This window comes from Rhizobium sp. LEGMi-198b (assembly GCF_054114205.1).
In genome coordinates this window covers 305,283-317,815 of the sequence record NZ_JBSYVH010000007.1, presented here as the reverse complement: position 1 = coordinate 317,815, position 12,533 = coordinate 305,283, and the positions used below count along the sequence as shown (strand labels likewise).

The 12,533-nt window shown below is 62.4% G+C and carries 13 protein-coding genes; 8 read left to right on the top strand and 5 right to left on the bottom strand.

The genetic code is table 11. From position 1 onward, the window contains the following. Nucleotides 1-26 precede the first annotated feature (26 nt). Complete coding sequence (locus ACXHXG_RS25140) at nt 27-815, bottom strand: IclR family transcriptional regulator (protein WP_260304790.1); 789 nt, start codon at nt 813-815, stop codon at nt 27-29. A gap of 225 nt (nt 816-1,040) precedes the next feature. On the opposite strand from ACXHXG_RS25140, the gene ACXHXG_RS25135 reads away from it, so the two are divergent. Genes ACXHXG_RS25135 through ACXHXG_RS25100 form a run of 8 tightly spaced genes read left to right on the top strand, consistent with a single transcriptional unit; the run spans nt 1,041 to nt 9,223 of the window. Continuing rightward, complete coding sequence (locus ACXHXG_RS25135; RefSeq protein WP_457901089.1) at nt 1,041-2,111, top strand: ABC transporter substrate-binding protein; 1,071 nt, start codon at nt 1,041-1,043, stop codon at nt 2,109-2,111. Nucleotides 2,112-2,132: 21 nt separating this feature from the next. After that, a complete protein-coding gene (locus ACXHXG_RS25130) occupies nt 2,133-3,641 on the top strand; it encodes a sugar ABC transporter ATP-binding protein (protein WP_457901088.1) in 1,509 nt (502 codons plus the stop codon). Beyond that, nucleotides 3,638-4,603 (top strand): ABC transporter permease, encoded by a 966-nt coding sequence (locus ACXHXG_RS25125; RefSeq protein ID WP_457901087.1) that lies wholly within the window; start codon nt 3,638-3,640, stop codon nt 4,601-4,603. Before ACXHXG_RS25130 ends, ACXHXG_RS25125 begins: the two co-directional genes overlap by 4 nt. Beyond that, on the top strand, nt 4,600-5,541 hold the full coding sequence (locus ACXHXG_RS25120) for an ABC transporter permease (protein WP_457901086.1): 942 nt from the start codon (nt 4,600-4,602) through the stop codon (nt 5,539-5,541). Before ACXHXG_RS25125 ends, ACXHXG_RS25120 begins: the two co-directional genes overlap by 4 nt. Beyond that, entirely contained in the window at nt 5,538-6,494 is a 957-nt protein-coding gene (locus tag ACXHXG_RS25115; RefSeq protein ID WP_457901085.1) for an amidohydrolase family protein, read from the top strand. Before ACXHXG_RS25120 ends, ACXHXG_RS25115 begins: the two co-directional genes overlap by 4 nt. Further along, entirely contained in the window at nt 6,487-7,797 is a 1,311-nt protein-coding gene (locus tag ACXHXG_RS25110; protein WP_457901084.1) for an alanine racemase, read from the top strand. Before ACXHXG_RS25115 ends, ACXHXG_RS25110 begins: the two co-directional genes overlap by 8 nt. Before the next feature lie 36 nt (nt 7,798-7,833). Beyond that, complete coding sequence (locus tag ACXHXG_RS25105; RefSeq protein ID WP_457901083.1) at nt 7,834-8,178, top strand: RidA family protein; 345 nt, start codon at nt 7,834-7,836, stop codon at nt 8,176-8,178. A 31-nt stretch (nt 8,179-8,209) separates the two neighbouring features. Next, nucleotides 8,210-9,223, top strand: a complete 1,014-nt coding sequence (locus tag ACXHXG_RS25100) for a succinylglutamate desuccinylase/aspartoacylase family protein (RefSeq protein ID WP_457901082.1) — start codon at nt 8,210-8,212, stop codon at nt 9,221-9,223. 7 nt (nt 9,224-9,230) lie between these two features. Here ACXHXG_RS25100 and ACXHXG_RS25095 read toward each other — a convergent pair whose 3' ends face one another. The 4 genes from ACXHXG_RS25095 to ACXHXG_RS25080 form a co-directional block, all read right to left on the bottom strand. Beyond that, complete coding sequence (locus tag ACXHXG_RS25095; protein WP_457901081.1) at nt 9,231-10,415, bottom strand: hypothetical protein; 1,185 nt, start codon at nt 10,413-10,415, stop codon at nt 9,231-9,233. Between the two features lie 140 nt (nt 10,416-10,555). Beyond that, nucleotides 10,556-11,323 carry an SDR family NAD(P)-dependent oxidoreductase gene (locus tag ACXHXG_RS25090; protein ID WP_260304799.1) on the bottom strand — a complete coding sequence of 256 codons (768 nt, stop codon included), beginning with the start codon at nt 11,321-11,323 and terminating at the stop codon, nt 10,556-10,558. A gap of 125 nt (nt 11,324-11,448) precedes the next feature. Continuing rightward, entirely contained in the window at nt 11,449-12,153 is a 705-nt protein-coding gene (locus ACXHXG_RS25085) for a response regulator transcription factor (protein WP_104826259.1), read from the bottom strand. Between the two features lies 1 nt (nt 12,154). Next, nucleotides 12,155-12,532: a response regulator gene (locus ACXHXG_RS25080; protein ID WP_104826260.1), complete on the bottom strand. Its 378-nt coding sequence runs from the start codon at nt 12,530-12,532 to the stop codon at nt 12,155-12,157. Between the last annotated feature and the right edge of the window lies 1 nt (nt 12,533).

Genomic DNA, 12,533 nt, shown 5'->3' with positions numbered 1-12,533 from the left:
GGCTTTGTCGCTCAGCCTTGCAAGAACTATGAAGCTCGCTTCGGCCGTGCTGGGGTCTGGTACAGGCCGAGGGCGGCCTTTTTCAAGCAGGCGAGATAGCGGTCACGGTTCGCAAGGCCATCGTCGCGCGGCGTAACGAGGCAGAGCGTTCCGGCTGTATGACCGTCCTCGCCGTGTACCGGTACGGCAAAACAGTGCGTGAAGCTGTCGACGATGCTGTTGAAGGTGAAGAAGCCTTCGCGCTCGGCCTGACGCACCTCGGCGATAAAGGTCTTGGGGTCGAGCCATTCACCGCTGGGCAGACGAAAATCCTCCGGCGGAATGAAGTTCAGGATTTCCTGATCCGAAAGATGCGCAATAAGCAGGCGGCCGGAGGCCGTCCACGGGATCGGCACCGACTGGCCGATATCCGTCGAGATGCGGAATGGCCGGGCGCCTTCGCGCATGCGAACGACCGTATATTTGTTACCATCCAACATGCAGAACTGCGCCGTCTCCCGCGTCTCGTCGGCAAGCTGCTCCAGCGCCGTCTCACATTCGCGGGTGAAATCGAAATGGTTCTCATAGGCCGCACCCAGGAAATAGAGCTTGCGGCCGAGGTAGACGCGGCCCTCGCCACCCGTAAATTCAAGAATGCCGTTGTGCAGCAGCAGGTTGACGAGCTCGTAGACCGATGAGCGCGGCGCGCCGATCTGCGCGGCGATTTCGTTCGGCTTCAAGGCCTGCCGCTTGTGGCGCAGGAATTCGAGGATCTCGAAGGCGCGGTCGAGCCCTCGGGCGCGTTTGCCGATTGCTTCGTCCTGAACTGCATCCATGTTGCCGAATCCCGATTCTAGTCGTGTCAAATTTTTCAAGTCGTCTCCTGCATCTGTCAATCGCTCCTGCCATTCGCCGTGAACGAAATTTTTGCACCCCCCCTTGCGAGGGGAAAAAATCGGCATAAGATCGCCGACGTCCGGTATAAAGATCATGTGTACATTATAGCGGACGTCAAGCAGATGGCAAGCCTTAAGGCTGCCACGCACAAAAAGGGGAACGACATGACGAAACTTGAAGACACAGCCTCAGCCTCGCTGCGCAGCCGCCTTCTCGCGGGCGCTGCCTCCGCTGCGGTCCTCCTCGCCTTTTCGGCCGGCACGGCGTCGGCGGCAGCCAACTGCATCAAGGGTGATCGCAAGGCGCCCTATACGATCGGCTGGGCGAACATCTATTCTGTCCCGACCTGGATGAAGCAGACCGAAGGCACGATCACCGATGAGGTGGCGGCTCTGAAGAAGGACGGGCTCGTCAAGGACCTGAAGATCACCGATGCGCAGGGCAATGCCCAGACGCAGATTCAGCAGATCCAATCGATGATCGACGCGAACCTCGATGCCATCATCGTCGAAGCCGGTTCGTCCACCGCGCTCGACCGCGTCATCTCCGATGCCTGCTCCAAGGGCATTGCCGTCGTCAACTTCGACAGCCTCGTGGACACCAACAATCTCACGGCGAAGATCAACACGGACTCCAACGAATGGGGCCAGAGGGCTGCGCAGTGGATGGTCGATCAGCTTCACGGTAAGGGGAAGATCATCATCATGAACGGTCCCGCCGGCGTTTCCGTCAGCGACGACCGCCGCAAGGGTGCGCAGCCGGAGCTCGATGCCAACAAGGGCATCCAAGTCATCACCGAAACCAATACGGAATATAACGTCGCGCCCGCCCAGGAAGCGATGACGAGCCTGTTGTTCGCCAACCAGCAAATTGATGGCGTTCTGTCGCTAGGTGGCGCACTGTCGGCCGGGTCCGTCATGGCTTTCGACCGCCAGGGCCGCGAACAAGTGCCGACGACAGGCGAAAACGCCCGGCAATTCCTGGAACTCTGGAAAGAGAAGGGCCTGAAGGGCTGGGCGACCATGCAGCCAAACTGGCTCGGCGCGCTCTCCGTCTATGCAGCCGTGCAGGCGCTGCAAGGCAAGGACGTCCCGGCCTTCGTCAAGGTGCCGCTGCCCGTTATCGACGACAGCACGATCGGTGGTTATCTCGCAAGGGCCGACAAGTTCCCGGCTGACGGCTATATCTACTCGGACTACGACAAGGCGCTCTTCGACAAGCTGCTTGCCAAGTAATCCGTCTTGAAGGAAGCCGTCATGAAGGAAGAAAGGCCCCTGCTGGAAGCCCGGCAGGTGTTCAAAGGATTTTTCGGCAATCCCGTTTTGAAGGGCGTCGATATCGCCCTTCTTCCGGGCAGGGTTCACGCCCTGCTCGGTGAGAACGGTGCCGGCAAGTCCACGCTGATCAATCTGCTGTCCGGTGCCCTCCAGCCCGACGGCGGTTCCATCGCCGTCGACGGCAAGCCCGTTGGGCGCTTTAGCCCGGCGGCCGCGCGTGCGGCGGGCATCGCCGTGGTCCAGCAGGAGCTGAGCCTCACGGCGAATCTCTCGATTGCCGAAAATATCGGGCTCGGCGCGTTTCCGCGCCGGTTCGGTCTCATCGACTATGAAGCTCTTCATCGCGGTGTGCGGGAAGTTTGCGACATGGTGGGGCTTACCGAGCCGATCGACATGCCGGTCGCCGATCTTGCGCTTGGTCGCCGTCAGATGGTGGAGATCGCCAAGGCGCTGTTCCGCAAGCCGCGCGTGCTCATTCTGGATGAGCCTACCTCCTCGCTCTCGGCCCATGAAGCCGGCATTCTTGCCAGCCTGATCGAGACGCTGAGGGATCGCGGCATAGCACTTCTCTATATTTCTCACCGCCTCCATGAGGTGCAGGCGCTTTGTTCGCACGTCACGGTGCTGAAGGATGGCGGGGTCACGGCGGACCAGTCGCTATCCGGCATCGACGGCGAGGGGCTGGTGCGTCTCATGGTCGGCCGCGAGACCGGCGACCTCTTCCCGCCGCGCCGAGCCGCGACGCCCGGTGCGACACGCATCAGCGTTGAAGACTTTTCCGCCGGCATGGTGCGCAACATCGGCTTCTCTGCCCGCGCCGGCGAAATCGTCGGTATTGGCGGGCTCGTGGGGCAGGGGCAGGAAGACTTGTTGCTCGGCCTTTATGGCGCGATTCCTGCCGCGGCTGCCCGGGCCGAGGTTTCCGGGAAACCCGGCCTGCCTGCCCATGTCGGCGAGGCGAATGCGGCTGGTATCGTCTATGTCCCGGCCGACCGCAAACATGAGGGGCTGGTACTGCCTCATTCCATTGCATCAAACCTCATCCTGCCTTCGCTCGGACGGCTGGCCAGCAAAGGGCTGCGCGACCTACAGGCGGAAAACGGTCTTGTCGCCGATCTTGCGCGCCGCCTGACGATCAAGGGCGACACTGCCCGCCCGGTGCAGGCACTTTCCGGCGGCAACCAGCAGAAGGTGGCGCTCGCCAAATGGCTGCCGCTCGATCCGTCCGTTCTGCTCCTCAACGATCCGACGCGAGGTGTCGATATCGAAACCAAGCGGGAAATCTACCTCATGCTCCGTGCCTTCGCCGCCGAGGGGCGGCTCGTCATCCTGGCCAGTTCCGACACGCCGGAACTGGTGCATCTTTGCGACCGCGTCGTGGTGCTGCGCGAGGGGCGCATTGCGGCGACGCTGTCGGGCGCTGCGATCAGCGAAGGGGCGATCGTCGGCGCGGCCATGGGCGTCACGACACAGGAGGCAGCAGCATGAGCACCGTTTCCTCTTCCGCCTGGCTTTATGGCGCGATCCAGCTCCGCCGCAATCGCGGTCTCGGCGGCCTTTATCTGGTCGTTGGCGCTTTTCTTATCCTCTATGTCGTGCTCTTTCCGGGTATCCTTTCCATCAGTGGCTTTTCGAAGTTCACGCAGAACTGGTTCCCGCTCGCGCTCGTCACCATGGCGCAGGCGGTGCTCATGTTGAACGGCGGCATCACGCTGGCGATCGGTCCGCTCGTGAGTCTCGGCGCAGTCATAGCGGCAACGACCATGGAAGGGACACTCGGCGTGCCGGGCGGCATTGTTGCGGTCGCGCTCGCCGGCCTGTCGATCGGCGCTGTCATTGGGGCTATCGTGACGCATCTGCGGCTTCCGGCGATCATCGTCACGCTTGCCGGTTCCTTCATCATAACCGGGGTCGCGCTCATCCTGCTGCCGCGGCCGGGCGGGTTCATTCCCGACTGGCTGTCGGTAACGCTGGCCGGCGATACGCCCGTCGCCTTTCTGCTGCTTGTCGTGACCCTCGTGCTCTGGAAAGCCTTTCTCGCAACGCCGCTCGGCCTCGGCATCTATGCGGCCGGCGACAACCCAGTCGGCGCATTCCGTTCCGGTGTCCCGGTCGAGCGGGTGAAGGTTGTCGCCTTTGCGCTCTCCGGTCTTCTGGCGGCGTTGACCGGTCTCTTCGTCGCTGCGCAGACCGGCTCGGGTGATCCGGTGATAGGCACGCCCTTTACGCTGAACTCGATTGCTGCCTCCGTGCTTGGCGGCGTCGGCTTTCTTGGCGGCAAGGGCACCATGCGCGGCGCGATCTGCGGCAGCCTGCTGCTTTCGGTCATGATCAACGTCATGTTCTTCCTCGGCTTTCCGCCGGTCGCGCAATATGTCGCGCAGGGCTTGATCATCGTGGGCGCGGTCGCGGTTCCGGAACTTCTCGCGCAATGGAAGGTAAGGCGATGAACGTCATCAGGACAGCATTCCGCAACCCGCCGCTCCTGACCTTCCTTCTGGTCTCGCTCGTCTGGGTTGTCGCAAGCTTCATGTTGCGCGGGTTCGGTGCCTATGGTCACCTGCGCTATCTGCTGGAGCTCTCAGCGGTGATCGGCATTGTGGCCGCCGGCCAGACGCTCGTCATCCTGATGGGCGGCATCGATCTTTCCGTCGGCGCGGTTATCACCGTGACCGCGATCCTGCTGCCGCTCCTCTCGCCTGCTTGGGATGCGAGCGGCGTCATCGGCATCGCTGCAGCACTTGCCATCGCCGCCGGCATTGGCCTCATGAATGGTGCGGGTGCGGCCTATCTTCGCGTACCGCCAATCATAATGACGCTTGCCATGGCGACCTTCTTGCAAGGCTTGCTCGTCATCGTTGCCGGCGGCAGTGCGGTTACCGTCAGCAATCCGGCGGTCATTCTGCTCGGCCAGGCGCGGCCGCTCGGCATCCCGGCTGGTATCGTCCTTTGGATTGTGGTCTCGGTTGTCGTCCTACTGCTCATCCACCGCATGCCGATCGGCGCACGTTTCCTTGCGCTTGGGGCAAACCCGCTGGCTGCCCGGCTTTCCGGTGTCCGCGTCGGTCGCAACACGCTGATTGTTCATACGCTCTCGGGCTTTTTCGCGGGGCTTGCGGGTATTCTCGTGCTGGGCATGAACCGGCAAGGCTATGTCGGCATCGGCGATCCTTATCTGCTGACCTCGATTGCAGCCGTCGTGCTCGGCGGTACGTCCATCCTCGGCGGCCGCGGCACCTATGCCGGCACCATCCCGGGAGCGATCCTGCTGGTGACGACGACGGCGCTGATCACCGTCGTTAATGCCTCGCCCGGCTGGCGCTCCATCATGTTCGGCACGCTGATCCTTGCCCTCTTGCTCGTATCCGGTCGTGAGGGGCGCAGATGACCGAGCGCTATGACGGGCCGTTGATCGACCCGCATCATCACCTCTGGGATCTCAAGCTGGAGCGACACCCTTGGCTTAAAAAAGCGCAGGCGACCGGCGGGGAGACGGCTTTCGGGAGCCTCGCACCGATCCTGCGCAACTACGGCATCGAAGATTATCGTGCCGATGCCGCACGCCAGAACGTGGTTGCAACCGTCCATGTGGAGGCCGGCTGGTTCGATGCGCATCCGCTGGAAGAGAGTCGCTGGCTGGATAGCCTCGACCGTAGCTCCGGCGTGGCACGCCGTTATGTCGCGCGGGTTCCTCTCGACGCGCCGGACGCCATGCGCCTGCTCGAGATGGAAGCGGCAAACCCGAACGTCGTCGGCATCCGCGATATCGTTAGCTGGCATCCGGAACCGGCGAAGCGTTTTGCCCGGTGCGCGGATCTCATGGGTGATCCTGCCTGGCGGGCGGGGCTTGCCCACGCTACGCGGCTCGGGCTTATCTTCGACCTGATGCTTTATCCATGGCAGATGAAGGACGCGCTTGCGCTGGTGCGCGCTTTCCCGGAAACGCTTTTCGTGCTCAACCACGGCGGAAGCCCTGTCGACCGCACGGATGATGGCATGGCGCTCTGGCGCGAAGGCCTGCGGGCGTTTGGCAACGAGCCGAATGTGCGCCTGAAGATTTCCGACCTCGTGGCCTACGACAGCGGGTGGACACTCGAAAGCCTGCGGCCGGTGATCGAGCATTGCCTCGATTGTTTCGGCCCGACGCGCTCGATGTTCGCGAGCGATTTCCCGGTGGCGGGGTTATACGCCTCCTTCGACGAGGTCTATCGGGCCTTTCGCACCGTCGCCTCGCAATTCTCTCTCGACGAGCAACGCGCCCTGTTCTTCGCCACGGCCAACGACACCTATCGCCTCGGCACAGCCGATCCGGTCGAGCCCCAGGGAGGCTGCGATGTCTGACCTTCATGCCGCATCCGAAACCGTGCTGATCGATGACCGGGTGCGCGGCTTTCCGCCAGGCAATCCACCGCTCCCGCTTGCGGCAATCGGCAAGCAGGGATGGAAGCCCTATGACGGCAGGATGGCCCTGCCGCTGATCTCGCTCGACCGGCAGGCTTTCTCCAGCAATGTCGAGCTGATGATGGCCTATGTGAAGAGCCATGGCGCTGAAATCGCGCCGCACGCCAAGACGCCGATGTCGACGGCATTGGCAGATGCACTTATTGCAGCGGGCGCCTGGGGCACGACGGTTGCCGATATCCGCCAGACTGCGGTTCTGCTCAAGGCAGGACAGCGCCGTCTGATCCTTGCCAATGAGATCGGCGGAGCCGCCGCCGCACGTCGGCTTGCCGCGCTGCTTGCCGGTTATCCTGATGCGGAAGTCCATGTTTTCGTGGATTCGACGGCGCTCGTCGATGCTCTGCGGTCGGCGTGGCGCGAACGTGGAGATCTGCCGCCGCTGGGGCTGATGGTGGAGTTCGGCGCCGGTCGGGCCGGTGTGCGCAGCTCCGACGCTGCGGCTGCAGTTCTCGATGCGATCGTTGCTGCCGAAACGCCGACCTTCCGGCTGACCGGCATTGCCGCTTATGAAGGCGCCGCCGCGACCAGCGATGCGGAAGAGACGGTGCTTCGCATCACGGCGCTGATGGCGATGACGGCCGAGTTCCTGCCGAAGGTGCGTTCCCGCATAGGCACCGAGCGGCCGCTCCTCGTCACGGCCGGCGGTTCGGTCTTTTTCGACATGGTTGTTGTGGGGCTTTCGTCCGCCGTTGCTGCCGATCCCGCTTGCCGTCTCGTGCTGCGCAGCGGTGCCATCTTCTTCCACGATCATGGCATTTACGAGCGCGGTCTTGCTGGTCTCGATGCGCGCGGTGGCTTCCGCATTGGTGCCGAATTAGCTTCCGCCGCGTCCGGCTTTCGTCCGGCGCTGCGGGTCTGGGCCGAGGTCCTGTCCCGGCCGGAGCCAAGGCTGGCGATCTGCGGCTTGGGCATGCGTGACGTGGCCATGGATCAGGGCATGCCGCGGCCGCTGGCGCTCTATCGTAACGGTGCGCGTCTTGCCGATCTCAGGGGCGCCGAAGTTCTCCGCCTCAATGATCAGCACGCTTTCGTGGCACTTGCAGACGGCAGCGACGTTTCCGTTGGCGACGTGGTCGAATGCGGTATTTCGCATCCCTGCACCTGCCTTGACCGCCACGCAATCCTCTATGGCCTCGACCCGGATCATTCGGTGACGGCGGCCTATCTCACCAGCTTCGGCTGAACTTCCCTCCCAAAGCAAGAAAAGGAAAAACCTTCCATGATCCAACGTTACCAGAAGGGTTCGCGCATGAGCCAAGCTGTCAGCTATGGCGGGCTCGTCTATATTGCCGGCCAGGTCGCGGAAAATCGCAAGGCGGGCATCGAGGAGCAGACCCTCGATGTGCTCGGCAAGATCGACACCCTTTTGAAAGAAGCCGGTACGGACCGCTCGCGCCTGCTCGCTATCAACGTCTTCCTGCCGGCGATCACCGATTTCGAGGCGATGAACGGCGTCTATGATGGCTGGATCGACATCGAAAACCCGCCGGCCCGAGCCTGCGTCGAGGCACGCCTCGCCGATCCGGACCTGCGCGTTGAAATGACCGCGGTCGCCGCCCTCTGACGGCAAGGCAACAGCCCGGACTGGAGACATCATGCATAGCGGCCTCGTCAATCCGATCGACTTTTCGCGCGAGGGCCGGCAGGCCGGTCACCTCGCCATTCCCTATTCGATCGACCGTTCGCCTTATTATCAGATCCGCATTCCAGTTCTTCGCCTGAAGAATGGCGAGGGGCCGTCCCTGCTTCTGATGGCGGGCAACCATGGCGACGAATATGAGGGCGAACTCCAACTCGGGCGGCTGATGCGCCGGTTGGATGTTGCGGAAATCCGCGGCGCCGTCACCATCCTGCCAATGGCGAACCTGCCGGCGGTGATGGCGGCGAGGCGCTGCTCGCCGTTCGATGGCGGCAATCTCAACCGGGCGTTTCCCGGGGATCCGACGGGATCGCCGACGGCGCGTCTCGCCCATTTCCTCGAACATGAACTCTTTCCGCGCCATGACGTCGTGCTCGATCTGCATTCGGGCGGCACGTCCATGGCGCACCTGCCCTGCACGTTGATCGAGCGGCAGGCCGATACGGCCCGCTTCCAGCGGTCGGTCTCGCTGATGCGCGCCATGGGCGCGTCACATGCCTTCATCGCCGACAATGGGCCGACCGCGCCGACATCGATGGGTGCTGCTGGACGGGCGGGGACCGTGGGTCTTTCCGGCGAATTCGGCGGCGGCGGAACCGTGACGCCGGAGACAATAGCCTTCACGGCGGCGGCGATCGACCGGCTGCTTATCGCGCTCGGCATTGTCGAGCGTCCGGTTCTCTCCCGCGCACCGCTCTCCGAGCCGGGACCGCTGCAGCTTCTTTCGTTGTCTCGGCACAGCCAGGGCATCTATGCGAACCATAGAGGCTGGTTCGAGCCAGCCGTCGCACTCGGCGCAACCGTTTCTGCCGGCGATCTTGCCGGATGGTACCATGACCTGGAACGTCTGGAGCGGCCGGAGGAAGAGCTGCGCTTTGCGGAGGGCGGCATCGTCATTTCCCATAGGCTGCATTGCGACAGCCAGGCCGGCGACTGCCTGATCCAGGTCGCCGAACCCATCGCCTGCTGACGAGGGGTCAGGTGATTGCGTCGACCGCCGCCTTGACCCAGTCAAGGCGCTTGGCCGGTATGAGGCCGTAATTGTAGAAGTTCACGCCGTCAGCGCCGGCATCAACAGCGGCCTTGGCGCGCTCTGCGAGGATCGCCGGTCCGTCGACTTCAGGATAGAAGACGCGCAGGCCCACGCCGAGGAACTTTCCCGGTCCGATCGCCGCCCGCCCGCTCCGGATGACCTCGCCGACAGCCTCCGGCTCCATGTCGTAGCAGCAGAGGATCGCCCCATCGCAAAGCTTGCCGGCTGCAACGAGATCAACGCCGCCGAGCCAGCCGTCCTTCAGGTCGATAAGCACGATACGTGTCTCCGGATCAGCCGAAGCTTTGATCTCGCCAATCAGGCTGGTCACCGGTTCGGTGCGCCAGACGAGATAGGCGTACAGATCCGGATGGTCGCGAAATGCATCGATCCCGGCCGCGGGAAAGTCCGGGAATTGCCGCTCCGGGACGGCCCGTTCGCAGAGTTCCGCGATGAAGCGCGTGACCGATTGGCGCGCGCCTTCGACCGGCACGCCGGCCTTCATGGCGCGCGCCGTGCAATGATCGCAGAAGCAGAGCGACAGCAGGAAATCGTCTTCGGCGTTAAGGCCGACGCCGTCTTTCTCGTGGTGATATTCGTGCGCGAACCCCATGAAATTCGGGCTCTCGAGTTCCAGCATATCCGGCCGATAGTTTGTCGCGATGTCGCGGATGAGGGTGACGACATAGGCCCGCGCCGCGGGGCTTGAGGGGCAAAGATTGTAATAGTTGGGATTGCCAAAGGCGTTCCGAGTGACGTGATCGGGATGCAGCATGCCGAGGCGGGTATTATGGAGGCAGACCGTCCAGCACGAGACCTTGAGGCCTGTCGCGTCGCGCCCTTTGACGAGCGCTTCCAGCATGTCGCCGCGCTCGGCTACATTCCTGGCCATCAGCGGCCGGATCTCCTTGTCTTGCCATAGTCTTTCGTCCGGCCGGAAGTAGACCGTCCCGTCTTCGGGAAAATAGGCCTTCTGTTGCGGACTTCTCGGCTGAAAGAACCGGCCGGCATGATAGGAGGTGGCCATGCTGATCGTGGTGAGGCCTGCGCGGCCGCGAAGGTCGGCGGCAAGCGCTTCAAGCCCCTGATCCTGAATGTCCCAAGGGTAAGTCCACATGGAAAGATGCATGGCGTGCTCCCGCTAATCTGTCCACTTTTTAGAACATGTGTCCATAATAGTGTCTAGGCCGATCTTTGGGTATGCGTTGCCGTTGCACGCTTGCTTGCGGCCTTGTCGTGAGAGGAATGCTGTTTAGCAGCTATCGACGATCAGATCGCGGTAAAGCCATTGTCGACGAAGAGATGGATACCGTTGACGAAGTTGGATTCGTCTGAGGCGAGGTAGAGGGCGGCGCGCGCCACATCTTCCGGTTCTCCGATCCGGCCCTGCTGCGCCGCGATTGCTTCATCCGAAACATCAACGCCGAGGGCCTGCAACTCAGCCACCTCGCGCAGACCGTGCGGCGTGCGGATGAAGCCGGGACAGACGGCGTTGCAGCGAATATTGCGATCGCGGAACTCGACGGCAATGGCGCGGGCGAACATGTGCACAGCGCCCTTCGTCGTATCGTAGAGCACTTCCATCGGCGTCGCCGCGACCGCCGAGATCGACGACGTGCAGACGATGGAGCCGCCGCCGGCTGCGATCATGCCCGGAAGCACGGCTTTGGTCATCAGGAACATCGAGCGCACGTTGACGCCGTGCAGCCATTCCCATTCCTGCAGTGTCGTTTCGAGAAACGGTTTGATGACGATGGTGCCGGCGTGATTGAAAAGGACGGTCACGGCGCCGAAACGGTCCTCGATGCCCTTCACTGCCGCATTGACGGCTGCTTCGTCCGATACGTCGGCAACCCAATAGTCAGCAACGCCGCCGGCATCCCGGATCGCCCGCACTGTCTCCTCAGCCGCGTCGCCATTTCGGTCGATAATCGCAACCGTTGCGCCTTCCGCCGCAAACAAGCGTGAAGCCGCCCCGCCCATTCCGGTGGCTCCGCCGGAAATGATGGCAATCTTGTTCTTGAGCCTATCCGTCATTTATTCCCCCGCATGTCATTGTCAGTTTTGAAGAATCTCGCAAGTCCGCGAACTTGTCGACGCCATTTCCGGAAACTGCGCTTGGATTCCTTTCGAGACAAGCCCTTTGTATCAACTCGGCTCAATCATGTTACAGCCCGATGTGCGCCAGCCTCGCGCATCGGTGCCGGCAGTGTTTCCCATGCCCGGATCAGTTCGCCGATAGAGGCTGCCTCCATCTTGTGCATGACATTGCTGCGATGCAGCTTGACCGTCACTTCGCTAATGCCGAGATCGAAGGCGATCTGCTTGTTGAGGCGTCCGTGCGCCACTTCATAGAGAACCTCGCGCTCGCGCTGTGTCAGCGTCTCGAGGCGTTCGATGTTCCGATTGGCGATCGCGGCTTGCGCCCGTCGTTCGGCATCCATGGCAATGCCCGCCGTCACGGCGTCGAGCAATGTTTGGTCCCGCACCGGTTTGGTGAGAAAATCCACGGCGCCGGCCTTCATCGCCTCGACGGTCATCGGAATGTCGCCATGCCCGGTCAGGAAGATGATTGGTTTGGGATTGCCGTTGTCGGCCAGATGACGCTGCAGATGGAGACCACTCGTCCCCGGCATGCGCACATCGAGGATCAAGCAGCCGGGATTGTCCAGGATATCGGCATCAAGCACTTCGCGGGTCGAGGCAAAACTGATGGGCCGGAAGCCCGCCGATAGGATCAACTCCGAGAGTGCCTCCCGAACGGAAGCGTCATCATCGACAATGATGACGAGCGGCTGATCTTCTTCGCTTCTCCGCCGCGGTGATGGCGGTGCCGATCTCCGCGGGAAAGATTGTTCAACTTTCATCTTACCCTCCATCTCTTGACTGATGCAAAGCATTGGCGATGGCCGCGAGCAGGGCCTGGGCATCGAATGGCTTCCGGAAAAATCCGCTGATGCCTTGAGCGCGGCCCTGATCCGCTATCTCGTGGCGGCCCGTGATCAGGAAGACCGGCAGCTCCGGACGCAGCTTCCTCACCAGGTCACGAAGCTCAAAGCCATCCATGCCGGGCATCCCGATGTCGGTGATGAGCACGTCCAAATCCGATAGCCCGTCGACGAGCAATGATCCCGCCGACGAGAAGCTGCGGGCCGCATAGCCAGCGGATTCCAGAAGATCGCCCACCGATTCCAATAGTCTTGGATCGTCATCAACGATTGCCACTACATGTCTTGTCTTATTCATA

Coding starts and splice junctions, on each gene's coding strand:
- ACXHXG_RS25140 (WP_260304790.1), bottom strand. CDS start 815: ATGGATGCAGTTCAGGACGAAGCAATCGGCAAACGCGCCCGAGGGCTC.
- ACXHXG_RS25135 (WP_457901089.1), top strand. CDS start 1,041: ATGACGAAACTTGAAGACACAGCCTCAGCCTCGCTGCGCAGCCGCCTT.
- ACXHXG_RS25130 (WP_457901088.1), top strand. CDS start 2,133: ATGAAGGAAGAAAGGCCCCTGCTGGAAGCCCGGCAGGTGTTCAAAGGA.
- ACXHXG_RS25125 (WP_457901087.1), top strand. CDS start 3,638: ATGAGCACCGTTTCCTCTTCCGCCTGGCTTTATGGCGCGATCCAGCTC.
- ACXHXG_RS25120 (WP_457901086.1), top strand. CDS start 4,600: ATGAACGTCATCAGGACAGCATTCCGCAACCCGCCGCTCCTGACCTTC.
- ACXHXG_RS25115 (WP_457901085.1), top strand. CDS start 5,538: ATGACCGAGCGCTATGACGGGCCGTTGATCGACCCGCATCATCACCTC.
- ACXHXG_RS25110 (WP_457901084.1), top strand. CDS start 6,487: ATGTCTGACCTTCATGCCGCATCCGAAACCGTGCTGATCGATGACCGG.
- ACXHXG_RS25105 (WP_457901083.1), top strand. CDS start 7,834: ATGATCCAACGTTACCAGAAGGGTTCGCGCATGAGCCAAGCTGTCAGC.
- ACXHXG_RS25100 (WP_457901082.1), top strand. CDS start 8,210: ATGCATAGCGGCCTCGTCAATCCGATCGACTTTTCGCGCGAGGGCCGG.
- ACXHXG_RS25095 (WP_457901081.1), bottom strand. CDS start 10,415: ATGCATCTTTCCATGTGGACTTACCCTTGGGACATTCAGGATCAGGGG.
- ACXHXG_RS25090 (WP_260304799.1), bottom strand. CDS start 11,323: ATGACGGATAGGCTCAAGAACAAGATTGCCATCATTTCCGGCGGAGCC.
- ACXHXG_RS25085 (WP_104826259.1), bottom strand. CDS start 12,153: ATGAAAGTTGAACAATCTTTCCCGCGGAGATCGGCACCGCCATCACCG.
- ACXHXG_RS25080 (WP_104826260.1), bottom strand. CDS start 12,532: ATGAATAAGACAAGACATGTAGTGGCAATCGTTGATGACGATCCAAGA.